The 19,163-nt window shown below is 71.7% G+C and carries 18 protein-coding genes; 11 read left to right on the forward strand and 7 right to left on the reverse strand.

The window, feature by feature from the left end:
* Nucleotides 1–98: 98 nt before the first annotated feature.
* Nucleotides 99–617 (reverse strand): GNAT family N-acetyltransferase, encoded by a 519-nt coding sequence (locus tag ACZ69Q_RS23250; protein ID WP_471044903.1) that lies wholly within the window; start codon nt 615–617, stop codon nt 99–101.
* Nucleotides 614–1,609 carry a GlxA family transcriptional regulator gene (locus ACZ69Q_RS23255; RefSeq protein WP_471044904.1) on the reverse strand — a complete coding sequence of 332 codons (996 nt, stop codon included), beginning with the start codon at nt 1,607–1,609 and terminating at the stop codon, nt 614–616. The genes ACZ69Q_RS23250 and ACZ69Q_RS23255 overlap by 4 nt, the downstream gene beginning before the upstream one ends.
* Before the next feature lie 70 nt (nt 1,610–1,679).
* Here ACZ69Q_RS23255 and ACZ69Q_RS23260 point away from each other — a divergent pair, with 70 nt between their 5' ends.
* On the forward strand, nt 1,680–3,086 hold the full coding sequence (locus tag ACZ69Q_RS23260) for an MFS transporter (RefSeq protein WP_471044906.1): 1,407 nt from the start codon (nt 1,680–1,682) through the stop codon (nt 3,084–3,086).
* Here the strand turns inward: ACZ69Q_RS23260 and ACZ69Q_RS23265 are convergent.
* Both ACZ69Q_RS23265 and ACZ69Q_RS23270 read right to left on the reverse strand, forming a co-directional pair.
* Entirely contained in the window at nt 3,046–3,657 is a 612-nt protein-coding gene (locus tag ACZ69Q_RS23265; RefSeq protein ID WP_471044909.1) for a DUF1349 domain-containing protein, read from the reverse strand. The two genes, ACZ69Q_RS23260 and ACZ69Q_RS23265, sit on opposite strands and share 41 nt — an antisense overlap.
* 53 nt (nt 3,658–3,710) lie before the next feature.
* Entirely contained in the window at nt 3,711–4,307 is a 597-nt protein-coding gene (locus ACZ69Q_RS23270) for an LURP-one-related family protein (protein WP_471044912.1), read from the reverse strand.
* 218 nt (nt 4,308–4,525) lie between these two features.
* On the opposite strand from ACZ69Q_RS23270, the gene ACZ69Q_RS23275 reads away from it, so the two are divergent.
* A complete protein-coding gene (locus ACZ69Q_RS23275) occupies nt 4,526–6,250 on the forward strand; it encodes a sensor histidine kinase (RefSeq protein WP_471044915.1) in 1,725 nt (574 codons plus the stop codon).
* Between the two features lie 92 nt (nt 6,251–6,342).
* Nucleotides 6,343–7,005 carry a response regulator transcription factor gene (locus ACZ69Q_RS23280; protein WP_471044917.1) on the forward strand — a complete coding sequence of 221 codons (663 nt, stop codon included), beginning with the start codon at nt 6,343–6,345 and terminating at the stop codon, nt 7,003–7,005.
* A gap of 143 nt (nt 7,006–7,148) precedes the next feature.
* Here ACZ69Q_RS23280 and ACZ69Q_RS23285 read toward each other — a convergent pair whose 3' ends face one another.
* Entirely contained in the window at nt 7,149–8,678 is a 1,530-nt protein-coding gene (locus ACZ69Q_RS23285; protein WP_471044920.1) for an aldehyde dehydrogenase (NADP(+)), read from the reverse strand.
* 131 nt (nt 8,679–8,809) lie between these two features.
* Here ACZ69Q_RS23285 and ACZ69Q_RS23290 point away from each other — a divergent pair, with 131 nt between their 5' ends.
* The 6 genes from ACZ69Q_RS23290 (at nt 8,810) to ACZ69Q_RS23315 (ending at nt 14,562) form a co-directional block, all read left to right on the forward strand.
* Nucleotides 8,810–9,583 carry an IclR family transcriptional regulator gene (locus ACZ69Q_RS23290; RefSeq protein WP_030956770.1) on the forward strand — a complete coding sequence of 258 codons (774 nt, stop codon included), beginning with the start codon at nt 8,810–8,812 and terminating at the stop codon, nt 9,581–9,583.
* Nucleotides 9,584–9,587: 4 nt separating this feature from the next.
* On the forward strand, nt 9,588–10,058 hold the full coding sequence (locus ACZ69Q_RS23295) for a GNAT family N-acetyltransferase (protein WP_471044923.1): 471 nt from the start codon (nt 9,588–9,590) through the stop codon (nt 10,056–10,058).
* 80 nt (nt 10,059–10,138) lie between these two features.
* A complete protein-coding gene (locus ACZ69Q_RS23300) occupies nt 10,139–11,152 on the forward strand; it encodes a hypothetical protein (RefSeq protein ID WP_471044926.1) in 1,014 nt (337 codons plus the stop codon).
* Nucleotides 11,149–12,405 (forward strand): sensor histidine kinase, encoded by a 1,257-nt coding sequence (locus ACZ69Q_RS23305; protein WP_471044928.1) that lies wholly within the window; start codon nt 11,149–11,151, stop codon nt 12,403–12,405. Before ACZ69Q_RS23300 ends, ACZ69Q_RS23305 begins: the two co-directional genes overlap by 4 nt.
* Complete coding sequence (locus tag ACZ69Q_RS23310; protein ID WP_471044930.1) at nt 12,402–13,064, forward strand: response regulator; 663 nt, start codon at nt 12,402–12,404, stop codon at nt 13,062–13,064. The genes ACZ69Q_RS23305 and ACZ69Q_RS23310 overlap by 4 nt, the downstream gene beginning before the upstream one ends.
* 55 nt (nt 13,065–13,119) lie before the next feature.
* Nucleotides 13,120–14,562 (forward strand): peptidoglycan D,D-transpeptidase FtsI family protein, encoded by a 1,443-nt coding sequence (locus ACZ69Q_RS23315; protein ID WP_471044932.1) that lies wholly within the window; start codon nt 13,120–13,122, stop codon nt 14,560–14,562.
* 71 nt (nt 14,563–14,633) lie between these two features.
* Here ACZ69Q_RS23315 and ACZ69Q_RS23320 read toward each other — a convergent pair whose 3' ends face one another.
* A complete protein-coding gene (locus ACZ69Q_RS23320; protein WP_471044934.1) occupies nt 14,634–16,085 on the reverse strand; it encodes an NCS2 family permease in 1,452 nt (483 codons plus the stop codon).
* A gap of 260 nt (nt 16,086–16,345) precedes the next feature.
* On the opposite strand from ACZ69Q_RS23320, the gene ACZ69Q_RS23325 reads away from it, so the two are divergent.
* A complete protein-coding gene (locus ACZ69Q_RS23325) occupies nt 16,346–16,915 on the forward strand; it encodes a SigE family RNA polymerase sigma factor (protein ID WP_471044936.1) in 570 nt (189 codons plus the stop codon).
* The gene (locus ACZ69Q_RS23330; protein ID WP_471044937.1) at nt 16,912–17,775 is read left to right on the forward strand and encodes a hypothetical protein; all 864 of its coding nucleotides are present in this window, start codon (nt 16,912–16,914) and stop codon (nt 17,773–17,775) included. The genes ACZ69Q_RS23325 and ACZ69Q_RS23330 overlap by 4 nt, the downstream gene beginning before the upstream one ends.
* Before the next feature lie 167 nt (nt 17,776–17,942).
* Here the strand turns inward: ACZ69Q_RS23330 and ACZ69Q_RS23335 are convergent, their stop codons facing one another.
* On the reverse strand, nt 17,943–19,097 hold the full coding sequence (locus tag ACZ69Q_RS23335) for a right-handed parallel beta-helix repeat-containing protein (protein ID WP_471044940.1): 1,155 nt from the start codon (nt 19,095–19,097) through the stop codon (nt 17,943–17,945).
* Nucleotides 19,098–19,163: the final 66 nt, after the last annotated feature.

Here is a 19,163-nt window from a genome sequence, read left to right on the forward strand (position 1 = left end):
CTTCATTCCCGCTCGGGTTCACTCCCGCTCGGGTTCACTCCCGCTCGGGTTCACTCCCGCTCGGGTTCACTCCCGCTCGGGTTCACTCCCGCTCGGGTTCACTCCCGGTTCGGTTCGTCCCCCGTCACGAGAAAGCGCAGGTTCAGGTGGTGGTCCCCGTCGGTGGGCGGGTTCTCCGGGTCCGGATGCCAGCCCCGGCCGGCGTAGAAGGTCCGCGCCCGCCGGTTGTCCACGTGGACGTCGAGCACGGCCGTGCGCATGCCGTCGGCCCGCCACTCCTCGACGCAGGCCGCGTGCAGGGCCGTTCCGACGCCACGGCCCCAGTGGTCGGGGTCGACGTGGAACTGGAACAGCTTGACCCTGTCGGCGGGGCCGCCCTCGGGCCGGCGGAAGGACGCGAGGCCGACGATCCGGCCGTTCTCCACCACGCACAGCACATGCCCGTCGGGCCGCTCGATGGCGCCGCGCCAGGCGGCGGACCAGTCGGTGCCGTCGTCGGGGAGCCCGTCCGGGTAGTACGTCGCCCTGGCGCGCGCGTGCAGGGCGGCGACCGTCTCCGCCTCGGCGGGCAGAACGGTACGGATCATCCGGTGCGCGGTCACTCGGTCATTGATCATGCAACGGAGGACGTGACCCCGGCCGCCCCGGTTCCGAGCCGGCTGAACTGCGCCCGGTAGGCGCTCGGCGTCAGCCCCGTGCGGCGGACCAGATGGCCCCGCAGCGAGTCGGCCGTGCCCAGACCGCCGGCGCGGGCCACCTGGTCCATCGGCAGGTCCGTGGTCTCCAGTAGTTCCTTGGCACGCTCGATGCGCTGGTGCAGCAGCCACTGGAGCGGGCTCACCCCGCTCTCGGCGTGGAAGCGGCGGGTGAGGGTGCGCACGCTGACGCCGGCGTGACGGGCCAGGTCGGTGAGGGTGAGCGGCTTGTCGAGGTTGCGCATGGCCCAGCCGCGGGTGTCGGAGCAGGCGTTGCCGCGCTCGGGCGGCAGCGGGGTCTGCGTGAACTGGGTCTGGCCGCCCGGCCGTACGGGTGCGACCAGAGCACGCCGGGCGACCTCGTTGGCGACGGCTGCGCCGTAGTCGGTGCGGATGATGTGCAGGCACAGGTCGATGCCGGCGGCGTAGCCGGACGAGGTGACGTAGGGCCCGTCCTGGACGTAGAGCACGTCTCCGCGCAGGTCGACCTGCGGGTAGCGGCGGCGCAGCTCCTCGGCGTGCGCCCAGTACGTGGTGGCCCTGCGGCCGTGCAGCAGGCCCGCCTCGGCGAGCTGGAAGGCGCCGGTGCACAGGGAGGCGATGCGCTTGCCGGCGGCGGCCGCCTCACGCACGGCGGCCACGATCCGCCCGTCCGGCTCGAAGGGTTCCCCGGTCCCGGCGACGAGCAGCGTGTCCGCGGTCGGTACGACGTCGAGTCCGTGCCGCACATACAGGTCGAGCCCGCCGCTGGTCGGCACCGGTCCCGGCTCGGCCGCGCAGATGACCACCTCGTAGCCGGCGCGTCCGTCGACCTCGACCTTGCCGAACAGCATCTCCGGGATGGCGAGGTTGAACATCGACACGGGCGAGGGCGCGACGACCGCGATGCGGTGCGGTGCGAGCTGCTGGGACATGGCCAGAACCTCCGGCTGCATGGCATTTTGGCCACTACTGTACGACGGCTGCGATCCGCAGCATGGAGGCATGTCGACGAACGTGACGCGCGATGGCATCCAACTCGCCTCTGCTCAGGACGAGTTGATGTCGTCGAAGCCCAAGGAACCCAAGACGCCCTCCGCCGCTCTCACCCTCACCGCCGGACTTCTCGGCTTCGCGCTGGTCTGCCTCGACGCGTCCATCGTGAACGTGGCCCTGCCCGCGATGGGCTCCTCCCTGGGTGGCGGGATGGCCGGCCTGCAGTGGGTGGTCGACGCCTACACGCTCGCGTTCGCCGCGCTGATGCTGTCCACCGGGGCGTTCTCGGACCGGGCGGGGGCGACCCGGGCGTACGCACTGGGCGCCGGCGTCTTCACGCTCGCCTCGGCGGCCTGCGGTCTGGCGCCGAACCTGCCCGCCCTGATCGGCGCGCGGGTCGTGCAGGGTGTCGCGGCGGCCGTGGTGCTGCCGGCCTCGCTTGCGCTGGTGCGGCAGGCGTACGCCGATCCGGCGCGGCGGGCGCGGGCGGTGGCGGTGTGGGCGGCCGGGGGTTCGGCGGCGGTGGCGCTGGGGCCGGTGGTGGGCGGTGTGCTGACGACGGCCTGGGACTGGCGCGGGATCTTCTTCGTCAACCTGCCGGTGGGCGCCCTGATTCTCGTGCTGCTCGTCCGGGCCCCGCGCTCGCAGCGCCGGCCGGCGCCGCTCGACCTGCCCGGCCAGGTGACGGCGGTGGTGGCGCTCACCGCGCTGACGTTCGCGGTGATCGAGGGCGGCACTGCGGGCTGGGCGGCGCTCGCGGTGGCCGTGGTCGCGGCCGGCGCGTTCCTGCGGATCGAGGCGCGTCGACCGCACCCGGTCGTCCCGCTCGGGCTGTTCCGCAACCGGACCGTCGCGGTGACGGTGGCCACGGGAGCGGCGGTCAGCGTCGCCTTCTACAGCATGGTGTTCGTCTTCTCGCTCTTCTTCCAGCAGGTCCAGGGCCGTTCCGCACTCCAGGCCGGGCTGATGTTCCTGCCGATGACGGGCCTGATCGCGGTGACGAACGTGGTGGCGGGCAAGCTCGCCGGACGGTACGGCGCCCGGCTGCCCATGGTGGTGGGCCAGGGCCTCGCCGTCGTCGGGCTGCTCGTGATGCTGTTCGTCGACGCCGGCACGCCCCCGGTCGTGGTGGCGCTGCTCCTGGTCCCGATGGCGCTGGGCTGCGCGCTGACGGTGCCGCCGCTGACGGCGGCGATGATGGACGCCGTGCCCGCCGAGCGGGCGGGACTCGCGGCGGGCGTCCTCAACGCGGCGCGGCAGATGGCCGGGGCGCTGGGCATCGCCGTCTTCGGGGCGCTGGTCTCCGACGGCTTCGTGGCCGGGATGCGGCTGAGCCTGGTGATCAGCGCGGCCCTGCTCGCGGTGACGGGCCTGCTCAGCTTCCGTCTCGCAGGTCCTTCGGCCAGTTCGGCCTGAACTCCAGGTGGTCGTAGGTCACCACGCATCCCTCCCCCAGCGGCGACTGCGTCATGAAGCCGACCAGGGCGGCGCCGGTCTCCTTCTCGTCGCCGAGCGTGAACAGCCGCACGAAGGTCCACCGTTCACCGTCGCGCGAGGCGTGGAAGGCGAAGGCTCGGCCGGTGCGGCTCACCCGCAGCCACACCGAGCTGCCCTCCACGGTGAAGGAGTTGGCGTCGTCGGAGTGGCCCCGGGTGACGACCGTGCAGACGGTGGGCACGTCCGGGGAGTACTCCAGGCACAGCTTGGCCCAGGCCCGCTCGCCGACGTGGACGTACAGGACGCCGGCGTCGAAGGCGCCCGCGAAGCCGACGGTGACGCGGGCGATGAGCTGGAAGTCGCCCTCGGGCGCGCCGAGCAGCCGGGGCGCGTCGGAGGCGGCGTCCAGGGCCTCGCCGGTGGGCGGCACGAAACGGTCCTGCCGGGGGCCGGCCCATCCGGAGAGGATGCCGTCGTCCTCGTAGGACCAGTGGCCGTCGGGGCCGTAGGTGCGCAGCGGGAAGGGGAGTTCGGGGATTTTCAGGTCCATGGCGGGATTCTTCCAGGCCGTCCCCCGTACCGCGCGCCCGAGGGGAGTTCCGGTCAGCGGGACTGGAGCGCGTCCAGGGCGACGGCCTGGGCGATGGCGAGGCGCAGGTCGAGATCGGGCGAGGCCACGTCGAGCAGATAGCGGTCGCGCAGCCCTATCTTCTTGTCGACCTTCATGACCGGCTTCTCGCCCGAGGCGAAGTCGAAGTGGTACGGCCACGCGAACGGCACGAGGTCCAGCGGCAGCAGCTCCCAGACCCGGCGCAGCACGGCCACGAACCGGTTGCGCTCGGTCCCGACGGCGGCGACGGAACCCGGCTGCTCCAGTTCCCAGGTCGAGCGCAGCAGGGAGGCGGCGAACTTCTTGCGGAACGTGCCGACGTGGTTGCCCATCGCGTCGCGCACGTCGTACGAGGCGCCGACGTCGAGGACCTGACGGGCCTTCGCGGTGAACAGCACGCGGTCCCTGGACTCGTCGGTGTAGAAAGTCATCTGCTCCTTGAGTGCCATCCGCTTCTGCTCGGCGAAGGCGACGACCTTGCCGTCGGAGCCGTCCGGCAGCGTCTCGGTCACGACGTACCGGTTGATCATGAAGGTGGTCTTCTGCCGGATGGTGAATCGCTCGTTCGCCTGCGGTCGCGCGCTGTCCACTGTTCTTCTCCCCGTGCCGGTGGGTGGTGGCCGCCGGCGTTCCCGTCCGGCGGATCCATGCTCACCGGGCGCACCGGTCCGGGGCAGTCCTCGTAAGTCGTCATCCGCAGCGACCAAAGATGACGGGTGGGGCGGTGGGCGGGTGTCGACTTTCGTCGTTCGGGACCGCGCCGAAGGGCGGATGCGGGCGCCCTGGGCTCACTGACTATCGTCTGCGCGTGGACGCTGCACAGACACCCCGCACGGACCGGCCGCTCCGCTCCCGGCTCCTCGCCGCCTCCCCCTGGCCCCGTAGGCGGATCGTCGGGGAGAGCGTGCTCGCCGTCGTGCTCGCCGGGATGGCGGGCCTCTTCAACGACCAGGACGGTTTCGGGGCGTGGACCGTCGTCCTCGTCATGTCCGTCGCCGTACTGTCGCCGGCCCGCCGCTCGCTGCCGGCGACGGTGCTGCTCATCTCGTCGGCCATGGCCGGGCTGGTGGCGGGCGGGGTTCCGCTGCTGATGTGCGCGAGCTGGTCGGCGGGCAGCCGGATCATGCGCCCCGGGCGAGCGCTGGCCGCGTACGGCGCCGCGTTCGTGCTCTACTTCGCCGTCGGCTCCTACCAGGCGGCCGATGAGGACTTCCGGGTGTCGCTGCCGGTGACGGCCGTGCTGGCGGCGGGCTCGTTCCTGGCGCTGGTGATCGTGCCGGGCCTCGCCTCCCGCTACCGCGCCCAGCGCCACGCGCTGCTCGACGCGCTGCGGCGGCACAACGCCCAACTGGTGCGCGAACAGGCGATGGTGGCAGGGCAGGCCCGGCTCCTGGAGCGTCAGCGCATCGCCCAGGACATGCACGACAGCGTCGGCCACCAGCTCGCCCTGATCGCCGTGCACGCGGGCGCGCTGGAGGTGGACCCGGAGCTGGGCGACCGCCATCGGGAAGGGGTGGGCATCCTGCGGGAGGCCTCCCGGACGGCGATGCGGGAGCTGCGCGAGGCGGTGGGCATCCTGCGCGACGACCTCGGCGAGGCCGCGGGGCAGCGTCCGGACCCGGCCGACGCCGAGCAGCCGCCGGCCCGGGTGGCGGCCGCGGTCGACGCTCTCGTCGAGTCGTCGCGGGCCGCGGGCGTGGCCGTGGAGCTGCACCGTTCCGGGAACGTACGGCCCCTGGCGCCGGCCGCCGACCACGCGGCGTACCGCATCGCCCAAGAGGGCCTGACGAACGCGCACAAGCACGCGCCGGGCGCCCCGATCACGGTGGCGCTGCGCTATGAACCGGACAGCCTGGTGGTCGAGGTGGCCAACGGGCCCGTGCCGGCCGGGGCACCGGCGGCCCCGTCCGCGATCAGCGGCGGCCAGGGCCTGGCGGGCCTGCGGGAACGGGCGCGGCTGGTCGGCGGCATGGTGCACACCGGTCCCACGCCCGACGGCGGTTTCCGGCTGGCCGGTGTGCTGCCCTACGGCGGTGGCGAGACCCTGCCCCACCCCGAAGGCGCGACCTCCGTCGCGGCGGACGACGACTTTCGGGGGCAGCCCGGCGAGGGCACCGCGGGCGACGGTGGAGCGGTCATCGACCGTTCCGATCCGCAAGGGGAGTTCGCCGCCATCATGAGCAGCAAGAAGAAGGTCGCCCTCGGCTGCGCCGTAACCGCCGTCGTCCTGGTCGTGGGTGTCGTAGCCCTCGGGGCGTGGGGTCTGAAGGCGCTGTGGGACGAGGTGGAGAGCGGCACGATATCGGCCGACGTGTACAAGTCCGCGAAGATCGGCGACGCCGAGGCGGATGTGCAGGCCAAGCTGCCCGAGGGCAGTTCACTGCTCACCGACGGCCAGGAGAAGCACGGCCCGCCGCTGCCGAAGGACGCGACGTGCCGTCACTACCTGGACATCGACGACGACATCGTCTACCGGTTCTGCTTCCGCGACGGGAAGCTGGTCGCGAAGGAGACCTTCGAGGACAAGGTATGACCGGCGGCACGTGATCGCCCCCGGGACCGGATCGGGCATGATGACGGGGCTCCGTCATCCGTACATCGCACCGACACCGCGCAGGAGGCCACGTGATCCGGGTCCTCGTCGCCGACGACGAGCCGCTCATCAGGGCCGGCATCAGGATGATCCTCACCTCGGCCGACGACATCGACGTCGTCGCCGAGGCGGCGGACGGGCGGGAAGCGGTTCGGACCGCCCGGAGCACCGCGGTCGACGTGGCCCTGCTGGACATCCAGATGCCGGTCATGGACGGGCTGACGGCGCTGGCCGAGATGGGCCGGGCCGCGCCGAATGTGCGGGTGCTGATCCTGACGACGTTCGGCGAACGCGAGAACGTGCTGCGGGCGCTCGGCCACGGCGGCGCGGGCTTCCTGCTGAAGGACTCCGCGCCGCAGGAGCTGATCCACGCGGTCCGGGCGGCGGCGGCCGGCAACGCCTACCTCTCCCCGGCCGCCACCCGGCACGTCGTGGACACCCTCGCCTCCCCCGCCGCCACCGCGCGCGGCGAGGAGGCCCGCCGCCGGCTGGCCGGCCTGACCGCCCGCGAACGCGAGGTGCTGGCCCTGCTGGGCGAGGGCCTGTCCAACGCGGACGCGGGCGCCCGTCTGCACATGAGCGAGGCCACGGTGAAGACGTACGTCAGCCGCATCCTGACCAAGCTCGACTGCGAGAACCGGGTCCAGGCGGCCCTCCTGGCCCGGGACGCGGGCCTGGAGTCGAACGCGGGCTGACCACCACCGAAGCGCCCCCAAGGGGCGCGGGCTGTCTCGACATGCGGTTCGGCAACGCCCCAAAGGGGCGCGGGGAACTGCGCGACCGGCCACGACGGAGCCGCGGACGAGCAACGACATGACGCGGCACCCCCAGCGGAGCGCTACCGCTCCAATGCGCCGTTGAACCTCCGAGGCAGCCCCAGCGGATTCTCATCCCGAAGCTCCGCCGGAAGCAGCGCCGCCGGCGCCCCCTGATAAGCCACCGGCCGCAGCCACCGCTCGATGGCCGTGCCGCCCACCGAGGTCGAGGTCGACGTCGTCGCCGGGTAGGGACCGCCGTGGTGCTGGGCCGGTGCCACGGCCACACCCGTCGGCCAGCCGTTGACCAGTACGCGCCCGGCCAGCGGCGTCAGTTCCGCGAGGATCTCCGCGCCGCGTCCCTCGCCGGCCGCCTCCTCGCTCGACAGGTGGACCGTCGCGGTGAGGTTGCCGGGCAGCCGGGACAGCACGGCCTGCGCCTGCGCGTCGTCGTCGTAGCGGGCCACCACCGTGACCGGGCCGAAGCACTCCTCCAGGAGCAGGTCGTACGCGCCCTCGCCGGCGAGCTTCTCGGCCGCGACCGTCAGGAACCCGGCGCTGACCGTGTGCTCGCCGCCCGCACCCGGCGTCACCGGCGTCTGAACGTCCGGCAGTTCGGCGCGCTCGGCGACCCCGGCGACGAAGTTGTCCCGCATGCGGTGGTCGAGGAGGACACCGGCGTCGGTGTCGCTGACGGCGTCCGTGAGGGACTTGAGCAGGCCGTTGCCCGCGGCGCCGGACGGCACCAGCACCAGGCCCGGCTTCACGCAGAACTGCCCGACGCCCAGCGTCATGGACCCGGCGAGGCCCGTGCCGATCGCCTCGCCGCGCTCGGCCGCGGCCGCCTCGGTGATCACGACCGGGTTCAGGGAGCCCAGCTCGCCGTGGAAGGGGATCGGGACCGGGCGGGCGGCGGCCGCGTCGAAGAGGGCACGCCCTCCTCGTACGGAGCCCGTGAAGCCGGCCGCGGCGACCAGCGGGTGCCTGATCAGCTCGATGCCGGACTCGAAGCCGTGCACCAGACCGACGACGCCCGCGGGGATGCCGTGCTCGGCGGCGGCGGTGCGCAGCACCTTGGCGACGAGCTCGGACAGCGCAGGGTGGTCGGGGTGGGCCTTGACGACGACCGGGCAGCCCGCGGCCAGCGCGCTGGCGGTGTCGCCGCCGGCGACGGAGAAGGCGAAGGGGAAGTTGGACGCCGAGTAGACGGCGACGACGCCGAGGGGCACCTTGTAGCGGCGCAGGTCCGGGATCGGCGGGGTCGCGGTGTCGTCGGGGTGGTTGATGACGACGTCCAGGAAGGCGCCCTCGTCGACGATGTCCGCGAACGCCCTGAGCTGGTAGCAGGTGCGGGCGAGTTCGCCGGTGAGGCGGACCGGACCGAGCGCGGTCTCGGCGTCGGCGGCCTCGACGAGCTGGTCCTTGGCAGCCTGGAGCCGGTCGGCGGCGGTGCGCAGGAACGCCGAGCGGACCGTGCGGTCGGCGAGGGAGCCGCGGGCCTCGTGCGCGGCACGGACGGCGGTGTCCACCTCCTGGGCTGTGGCCTCCACCGCAACCTGCTCACGCTGCTTCCCGGTTCGGGGGTCGACACTCCAGACTGGTGCTGCTGCCACCGCGGGTCCCTCCACATGTATTGCCGCAGTACTGGGTCATCCACCAGGTGTGTTCGATATACTGAACACTGTCTCTGATGATGAATACGCTGTCGGAGACTATTTCCCGTCGAACGAAGGGGTCAAGGGCGATGTCGGCAGGCGAGACGGGCGGCGGAGCGCAGGTCAAGTCCGCGGTACGGACGGTTGAACTGCTCGAATACTTCGCCGGGCGCCCCGGCATGCACTCCCTCGCGGCGGTCCAGGAGGCCGTCGGATACCCCAAGTCCAGCCTCTACATGCTGCTGCGCACGCTCGTCGAGCTGGGCTGGGTGGAGACGGACGCCACGGGCACCCGTTACGGCATCGGCGTACGGGCGCTGCTGGTCGGCACCTCGTACATCGACGGCGACGAGGTGGTCGCGGCGGCCCGTCCCACGCTGGACCGGCTGTCGGACGACACGACGGAGACGATCCACCTGGCGCGTCTGGACGGCACGAACGTCGTCTACCTCGCCACCCGTCAGTCCCAGCACTACCTGCGCCCCTTCACCCGGGTCGGCCGCCGGCTGCCCGCGCACTCGACGTCCCTGGGCAAGGCGCTGCTGAGCACCTACTCGGACGAACAGGTCCGCAAGATGCTCCCGGAGACGCTGCCCGCGCTGACCGAGAACACGATCACGGACCGCGAGAAGCTCATCGAGGAGCTCCACCAGGTCCGCGAGCAGGGCTTCGCCGTGGACCGTGAGGAGAACACCCTCGGACTGCGCTGCTTCGGCGTCGCGATCCCGTACCGCACCCCCGCCCGCGACGCGATCAGTTGCTCGGTGCCGGTGGCCCGGCTGACGCCCGCGCACGAACAGATGGTGAAGGACGCACTGTTCGACGCGCGGGACCGGCTGACGCTCGCCACTCGTAGGCTCTGACTCCATGGATGTGGAACTGCGCGCGGTACACGACAGCGATCTGCCGGTCTTCTACCGGCAGATGAACGACCCGGAGGCCCTGCGCATGGCGGCCTTCACCCCCAAGGACCCGGCCGACCGGGACGCCTTCGAGGCGCACTGGAGTCGGATCCGGTCCTCCCCGGACGTGCTTCGCACGATCCTGGCCGACGGTGACGTGGTGGGGAGCACGGCGGTGTACGGGGAGCCCGGCGAGCGGGAGGTGACCTACTGGGTCGACCGCGCGTACTGGGGCCGGGGCGTTGCTACAGCGGCACTGCGCGGGCTGCTCGTCGAGGTGCCCGAACGCCCGCTGTACGCACGGGCGGCGGCGGACAACGAGGGCTCGCTGCGGGTGCTGGCGAAGTGCGGCTTCGAGGTCAGGGCCCGGGCCCGGGGGTTCGCGAACGCACGGGGCGAGGAGATCGAGGAGCTGGTCCTGGCGCTGGAGGGCTGAGCGGGCCTCCCCCGTGCGGCGGAGACGGATCACCGTCGCGCAGGAGGCGGTCCGCCGGCGCCGCGCGGGAGCGTGGACGCATGACGCAGACGCTCGCTCCCGACTCAGAGACCGACCGCGCAGGATCCGGCGGGACCGGCCGGCCCCGCCGGATCCTGCGGGCCCTCGCCATCGTCTCGTGCGTGCCGTATCTCGGGCTCAAGGCCGCCTGGATCGCCGGTAGTCACATCGGGATCCCGGACGGCAGCTCGCTGCTGGAGCACCGTGTCGCCATGGCGGTGGCCAACAGCGTCTCCGTGCTGCTGGACAGTGCCGTCATCGTGCTCGCGCTGGTGCTGACCCGGCCGTGGGGGCTGCGGGTGCCCGCGTGGCTGCTCGCCTTCCCCGCCTGGGTGGCCACCGGGCTGCTGGCGCCGATCATGGCCGGATTCCCGCTCCAGCTCGTCGTGCGGGCGTTCGGCGGGGGCGGCCACCGCGGCCCCGCGGGCGAGCCCTTCCTCGACGAGTGGGTGTTCGCCGTCGTGTACAGCGGGTTCATCGTGCAGGGGCTCGCCCTGGGAGCGCTGTTCGCGCTGTACGCACGGGACCGCTGGGGCCGTCTGTGGCGGGGGCGCGTGTGGGAGCTGCCGGTCAGTGTGATCGGCCCGGCCCAGCGGGTGACCGCCGTCGCCGCCGGAATCCTCGCGCTGTTCCCGCTCACCGTGCACCTGCTGTGGGCGTGCGGCGGCACGGCCGGGCTCAGCGAGGGCGGGACGGACGAGGCGACCGCCGACTTCCAGATCCTGGAGGTCATGTACGTCGTCTTCCTCCTGGCCGCCGCAGCGGGGGCCTGGCAGCTCGCCTTCCGCCGCGGGTGCGCCCTGCCCGTCCTCGTGCCGCTGGCCCTGGCCTGGGTCGGCTCGGCGGCCGTCGCCTGCTGGGGCGGCTGGCTGTCGCTGGCCTCGCTGGGCGGCGTCGACGACATCGCCGACCGCCCGACGCAGCTCATGAACCTCACCTACGCTGGCCAGATGATCGTCGGCATCCTCGTCGCCGGCCTCGGCGTCCACTTCCTCGCGGAGCGCTCGGCGAGGGCCAAGTGCCGTACCGCGTGAACGACTTCGCGCGCCGGCTCTTCGGCCGACGGGCGCGGCTGCGCTGGATCCATCTGATCCTCGGCGGCGCGCTCGCCATGCCGTACGTCTTCGTGGGCCAGCTCGTCGTGGGCCCCGCCATGGACTCCCGGTACGTCTTCAACGACCTGCCCCTCCAACTGCTCTCCTTCGCCGTCGGGTTGCCCCTGGCCACCGTCACCGCAGCCGTGTTCCCGCTGACCCGGCCCCTGGAGTCGGGTGCCGTGCGGTCGCTGTGCGGTGTCGAGGCGGACCGGCTCGCCTACGGCCCCGCGCGGACGTGGGCGGCAAAGAGACGTGCGGCGGCCTGGTTCACGCTGCATCTCGGGTTCGGCGGGGTCATCTCCGGGATGTCGCTGGCGGTGCCGCCGTTCGCCGGATTCCTGACGGCGCTGCCGCTGCTCGTGTGGCTGGGCGGGGCCGAACTCGTCGAACTGCCCGAGTACCTCGACCACACCTGGGTGCTGGCGCTCGCGCCGGTCGCCGGCGTGGCGACGCTGCTGGCGCTGGCCGGCTGCGCGGCGGTCGGCGGCACGCTGCTGGCCCGCTGGGCGCCCGCCCTGCTCGGGCCGGCGCCGGAGGACCGGCTCGCGGCTGCCGAGGCGCGCGCCGCCGACCTCGCGGTGCGCAACCGGCTCGCGCGTGAGCTGCACGACTCCGTGGGCCATGCGCTGAGCGCCGTCACCCTCCAGGCGAGCGCGGCCCGTCGGGTCCTCGACACCGACCCGGAGTTCGTCCGCGAGGCCCTCGCCGCGATCGAGGACACGACCCGGCGCACGGTCGGCGAACTCGACGCCGTGCTCGGCGTGTTGAGAGACGGCGACGCACCCGGCACGGCGCCGGCGCCCACGCTCGTCGGCGACCTCGGCGGCCTGCTGCGTCGCACGCGCGCGGGCGGGCTGCGGGTGACCGCCACGGTCGGCATCGACGCGGAGGCCCTACCGCCCGTCCTCTCCCGTGAGGCGTACCGCATCGTGCAGGAGGGGCTGAGCAACGCCCTCAAGCACGCCGGTGACCGCACGAGTGTGACCCTGCGCATCGAGATCGCCGACGGGCATCTGGAGATCACCGTCGAGAACCCGCTGGAGCGCGCCCCGTCCTGCCGCCCCGGCGGCGGTCACGGACTGCGGGGCATCGCCGACCGGGCGCGACTGCTGGGCGGTACCGCCGGGGCCGGGCCCGCCGAGGGGACGTGGCGGCTGCACGTACGACTGCCCATGAAGGGACCCGCATGACGACCTGCCCGCCCGTCCGGATCGTCCTCGCCGACGACGAACGCATGGTGCGCACCGCCCTGCGCGCCATCCTGTCCGCCGAGCCGGACCTGGAGGTCGTCGGCGAGGCGGCGACCGGGGCCGAGGCCGTGTCCGTCGTGCGGGAGCTGCGGCCGGACGTCGTCCTCATGGACGTCCGGATGCCGGAGATCGACGGCATCCGGGCCACCGAGCAGATCCTGGCCACGCTCGACGATCCGCCCCGGGTCGTCGTCGTCACCACCTTCGAGAACGACTCCTATGTGTACGACGCGCTCAGAGCCGGGGCCGCCGGGTTCCTGCTGAAGCGGGCGGAGGCCGACGCGCTCGTCCAGGCCGTACGGCTGGTCTCGCACACCGACACCCTGCTGTTCCCGTCGGCCGTGCGCGCCCTCGCCGCCGAGCACGCGCGCGCGTACCCCACGCCGCCGCCCTGGGTGGCGCGGCTCACAGGCCGGGAGAGCGATGTGCTGCGGCTGATGGCGCAGGGCCTGACCAACGCGGAGATCGCGCGGCGGATGGACGTGGGTCCGGCCACCGTGAAATCGCATGTGGCGGCGGTTCTGGCGAAGACCGGCACCCGGGACCGCACCCAGGCGGTGATCGCCGCGTACGAGGCGGGCTTCATGAACGCCCGATGAGAAAACGGGGCGCGGGGGAACGATGGCCCCCAGCCTGATCGTCCTTGAGTGTGGGATGAACAAGACGATCAGGCGGGCGTCCGTCTTCACGCTGCTGCTGGTGTTCGCTCTGCTGGTCAGGGCGACCTGGGTGCAGTACTACGACGGCCAGGCACTCGCGGACGACAAGGACAACCGACGGAACACGATCGCGCTGTACAGCGAGCCGCTCGGCAACATCGTCGTGGGCGGCGAGTCGGTCACCGGCTCGGCGCGCACGAAGAGCGGTGACCTCGCGTACAAGCGGACGTACACGGACGGCTCGCTGTACGCCGCCGTGACCGGGTACAGCTCGCAGGCGTTCGGCGCCACCCAGTTGGAGGGCATCTACCGCGACCTGCTCGACGGCACCGACAACCGGCTCAAGAGCGTGCTGGACACGGTCACCAACAAGCGGTCCGAGCCGGGCAACGTGATCACCACGATCGACCCGGATGTGCAGAAGGCGGCGTACGACGCGCTCGGCGACAAGAAGGGCGCCGCCGTCGCGATCGACCCGGCCACGGGCAGGATCCTGGCGGTCGTCTCGACCCCGTCGTACGACCCGTCGCGGATCACCACGGGCGACTCGGACGCCTGGAAGCAGCTCACCAAGGACTCCGACAAGCCGATGACGAACCGCGCGCTGCGTCAGCCGCTGCCGCCGGGTTCGACGTTCAAGCTGGTCGTGGCGGCGGCCGCACTGGAGGACGGGCTGTACTCGTCGGTGGACGAGAAGACGGACAGCCCGGACCCGTACCCGCTGCCGGACTCCAGCAGCGAGCTGACGAACGAGAACCCGTCCGCTCCCTGCGAGAACGCCTCGATCCGGGTGGCCCTGCAGTACTCGTGCAACAACGTCTTCGGCGGCCTGGCCATCGATCTGGGCCAGGACAAGGTGCGGGCGATGGCCGAGAAGTTCGGCTTCAACGACGACTCGCAGGACGTGCCGGTGCGCGCGTACGAGAGCGTCTACCCGAAGGACATGGACAAGGCGCAGACCGGGCTGTCCGGCATCGGCCAGTTCGACGTCACCGCCACGCCGCTGCAGATGGCCATGGTGTCCGCCGCCATTGCCAACGACGGCAAGCTGGTCTCGCCGCACATGGTGTCGCAGATCACCGACAGCGGCGGCAATGCGCTGGAGAACTACGACGACGCGGCCGACACCACGGAGATCGTCAGCTCCTCGACCGCCGAGCAGCTCCAGTCGGCGATGCAGACGGTCGTGGAGGACGGCACCGGCACCAACGCGCAGATCCCGGGCGTGACGGTCGGTGGCAAGACGGGCACGGCCCAGCACGGCGAGAACAACAGCAAGACGCCGTACGCCTGGTTCACGTCCTACGGCAAGGCCGACGGCAAGGAGGTCGCCGTGGCGGTCCTCGTCGAACAGTCGAACGCGTCCCGCTCGGAGGTCAGCGGCAACGGCCTGGCGGCCCCGGTGGCCAAGGCCGTGATGAAGGCGGCGTTGCGTTAGCGCGCCCCTTCAGGGGCGCGGCGAGCTGCGCGACCGGCCACGACGAACCCGGACCGGCCGCGCAGCGTCCCTCACTTCACGCCGAGAATCTGCTCGATCGGATTGATCGCGAAGTACACCAGGAACAGCACCGAGGTCCCCCACATCAGCCAGTGGATCTCCTTGGCCTTCCCCAGCACCGTCTTGATCAGGACGAAGGCGACGAAGCCGGCGCCGATGCCATTGGTTATCGAGTAGGTGAACGGCATCACGGCGATGGTCAGGAACGCCGGGATGGCGATCTCGTACTTGTCCCAGTCGATGTGCTTGACCTGGGTCATCATCAGGAAGCCGACGGCGACCAGGGCGGGGGCCGCGGCCTGGAGGGGGACGATGGTCAGCAGCGGGGTCAGGAACAGGGCCAGGGCGAAGAGACCGCCGGTGATCAGGTTGGAGAAGCCCGTGCGGGCGCCCTCGCCGACGCCGGCCGCCGACTCGATGTAGGAGGTCGCCGAGGACGCCGAGGCCGCGCCGCCGGCGGCCGCCGCGGCACCGTCGATGAGCAGTACCCGGCCGAGGTTCGGCACCTTGCCCTCCTCGTCGAGGAGACCGGCCTCCGCGCTGACGCCGACGACGGTGCCCATGGTGTCGAAGAAGTCCGACAGCACCAGCGTGAAGATCAGCAGCACGACGGTCAGAGCGGTGGTCTCGCCGAACGCCCCGAACAGGCTGAAGTCGCCGACGAGCCCGAAGTCCGGGGTGTCCACCACCTTGTCGGGCCAGGCGGGCGTGGTCAGGCCCCAGGCCTTTATGTCGGCGACCGAGTTGATGATCATCGCGAGGGCCGTCATCGTCACGATGCTGATCAGGATCGCGCCCTTCACCTTGCGGGCGAGCAGCGCGATGGTCAGCAGCACTCCGAGGCAGAACACGAGGATCGGCCACCCGGTGAGCTGCCCTGTGCCGCCGAGCTGGACCGGCACGGTGGTGTTCGCGGCGTCCGGGATCCGGCTGACGAACCCGGCGTCGACGAAGCCGATGAACGCGATGAACAGCCCGATGCCCACGCTGATCGCCTGCTTCAGCGGCTGCGGGATGGCGTGCATGACGGCCTCGCGCAGCCCGGTCACCACCAGCACGCAGATCAGCAGGCCTTCGAGGACGATCAGGCCCATCGCGTCGTCCCACGCCATGAGCGGGGCGATCTGGAAGGCGACGACGGCGTTCAGGCCGAGGCCGGCGGCGAGCGCGAGCGGCAGGTTGCCGCCGACGCCCATGATGATCGTCATGACGGCGGCCACCAGGGCGGTGGCGGTGGTGAGTTGGACCGCGTCGAGCTGGTGGCCGAACTTGTCCTTGGCGCTGCCGAGGATGATGGGATTCAGGACAAGGATGTAGGCCATCGTGAAGAACGTGGCGAAGCCGCCCCGTATCTCACGGGCGAAGGTGGATCCCCGTTCGGAGATCTTGAAGTACCGGTCGACGCTGTTCGCGCCTGACGGCGGGGCACTTGACCGGTCGGCCACCTTCTGCGATTCGGACATGGCGGTAACTCCTTGTTGCCTGGTTGATCGATGTGCGGATGCTGGCTGGATTGTTCCCGCGTTGAACGTGTTTCAGGTTTTCTCCGTGTTACGGAATCAGAGCTGCTCATGTGCGAGGTACCACACGGTGTTCGAGGGCCCGTACGAAAGGAGCCTTCGAACGCTGCTACGCTTCCGGATCCTGACCGGATGATCGCGAAACGATCGCCGGACGATCACACGTCATCCACACGTCACTTCGCAGGCAGAAGGGGTCGCCCGTGGGTACGGTCGTCGACGACGCCGCCTCCGTGGAGTTCCACGCCTTCTTCGAGCGCCACTACGCCGAACTCTCGCGTCTGGCCCATCTGTTGACGGGCGAGGCGGACGCCGCCGACGACCTCGCGGCGGACGCGCTGCTCGCTCTGTGGCACCGCTGGGACCGGGTGCGCGCGACCGACCACCCGGCCGCCTACGCCCGAGGGGTCGTGGCCAACCTGGCCCGCACGAAGATCCGCAGCGCGGTCAGGGAGCGGCGGCGGGTGGCCCTGTTCTGGTCGCAGCGCGAGGAAAAGACGGAGAACCCGGACATCGCGGGCGTCGTCGACGTCCAGGGGGCGTTGCGTAGACTTCCGTTCCGCAAACGCGCCTGTGTGGTGCTGCGGCACGCGTTCGACCTGTCCGAGAAGGACACGGCGCTCGCCCTGGGCATCTCCGTCGGTACGGTGAAGAGCCAGACCTCGAAGGGGATGGCCGAGCTTCAGCGGCTGCTGGGGTCGCAGGGCGCTCCGCTCAAGGTGCATGCCGCGGCGATGGCCCGCACCGGGGACGCCGGAGAAAGGAACCGATGATGCGGCGGGACGTGCACGACGAACTGCGTGCCCGGCTGCACGAGGCGGCCGAGGCGCACGAGCCCGCCCGCGAGCGGATCCTGGCCCGCGTCGAGCGCGGCATGGCCGAGCAGACCCGCCCCGACCACCGGGCGACCCGTCCGCCGGTGTACGGCTGGTTCCGGGTGGTGACCGCCACGGCCGCGGTCGCCGGCGTTCTCGCGGTCGGCGGCTACGCGGTGGCGTCCGCCGTGAAGGAGGACGGCCCGCAGCAGACGGTGGCCACGTCGCCCACGCCGGCCCCGTCCCCGTCCCCGGACTCCACGAGCCGTGCCCCGGTACCGCCCGTCTCTTCGTCGGATCCGACGCCGGAGAGGACGCCCGGGTCCCGCGAGACGACGAAGGCACCGACACGACAGCCCGCCGGCACGCCCGAGCCGTCCGCCGGCGAGGGCGCACAGGACGGCCCGCTGTGGTCGGACGGGGCGGTGGACCCGCACAGCAACGACTTCTGGGCGCAGAGCAATCTGACCCTGCGCACCAGCGAGCAGCTCACCGCGCTCACCGTCCGGTTGATGGTCGCGCAGACCGGCGGGGTCACCTCGACCGGCACCTGGCGCGCGCTGCCGGAGGACGACTTCACGCTGACGGTCGAGGAGAAGGACGGCTTCCTCGTCCACACGTGGGTGCTCAAGGAGGGCCGCACGGTCCCCGTGGGCGAGTGGGTGTTCGCGGGGCAGTACGACCATGAGCGCGGCGGCCGGGACGCGAAGGACGACAGCTACGCGATCACGGCGACCGCGGGCGGCGAACAGCTCTCCGTGGCGGGCGACTTCGCGGCGAACGACGACAAGGACCCGGCAGCCGGCGGGGATTCATAAGGGGTAGCGGTGCTGACGGAACCTCCTGCAGGTTCTCGTCATCTGACATCACGTACCAGTGAGCACGCTGGCAACAGGCCTGCTGGCCTGAGCCCCCCTCGGTCAGCAGTGGAACGCCCCCGCCGGTGACGACCGGCGGGGGCGTTCGCGATCCAAGGGGCGGCCACTCAGTTCATCGTCGACCCGATCGTCTCCGACCCGGTGGTCAGGAACGTGGTCGCCGGCAGTGCCCCGCTCGCCCGCCGGGAGGCATACGCGGTGGTCGCGTCGGTCGAGACGAACGACGGAGTACGGACGCCGGCGTCCCAGTTGTTCGCCGCCGACACGGTCGAGGAGCCAGGCTTCGCGGGGCCCTTCTTGTTGCCGACGGCGAGGTTGCGGGCCAGTCGTGCCGTGCCGGTGGCGAAGTAGAACCCGGTCTCGGCGTTGGCGTACGCCGTGTTGCGGTTGAGGACGATCGCCCCGGTGTTGGAGTTCTCGGTGAACCCGTGCAACGTGTTGTCCCAGGCCGCGTTGTTTTTGACCACATGGGCGACCGAGGCGCCCCCGCCGCCGAGCTTGAAGCCGTTGCCGTTGCCCTCGAAGGCGGGGTCGGACCACCGGTTCCTGCCGTTGCCGAAGGCCCAGGTGTGCTCGACGGTGACGGGCGAGGAGAACTGCCAGAGGTCGAGGCCGTCGTCGGAGTTGTCGTACAGGCGCGTCCCGGTGATCCGGTTGCCCGTCCCGGAGCCGAACTTCACCGCGATCCCGTCGGCGTTCTGACCGTGCCCGGCCGGGTCGTAGTTGCCGTGGCTGTCCAGGTTCTCAACGAGGTTGCCGGTGGTGCCGTCCCCCCGGAGCGTGAACCCGGAGTCGCCGTTGTCCGCCGTGACGAGGTTCTTGAAGACGCCGCCCACGGACGAGGTGGCGACGAAGCCCTGGGCCGGGGAGTTCTGGAAGGTGAGGTTCTGCACGCTCCAGTAGTCGCCGTAGATCCCGGCCAGCCAGGAGCCGGGCGGCAGCTCGGACCCGTCGATCGTGACCTTCTCGCCGCCGTACGCCCGCAGCGTGATCCGGGCCGAACTCGTGCCGTTCGCGGCGGACTTGAGGGTGGCCGACGGGGTGTACGTGCCGCCGCGGACCTGGATGGTCGTACCGGCGGTCGCGCCGGCCACGGCCGACTCGAGCTGAGCGGTGGTGGAGACGGTGACCGTCGTGGCGGCGGCCTGGGCGCCGCCGCCCGACAGGCCGAGGTGGACACCGCCCGCCCCCGCGGCCACGGCGACCGCCGCGGCGAGGGAGAGGGTGCGGGTCCGGCGGTGGCGTCCGGTGCTGTGACGCACGGGGCGTTCCTTTCCTGGGGGACGGGACTGCCCTGCTGTCGTCGCCATGGCCGGACGAGGTTGCCG

It is taken from the genome of Streptomyces sp. NPDC036764, assembly GCF_055609385.1.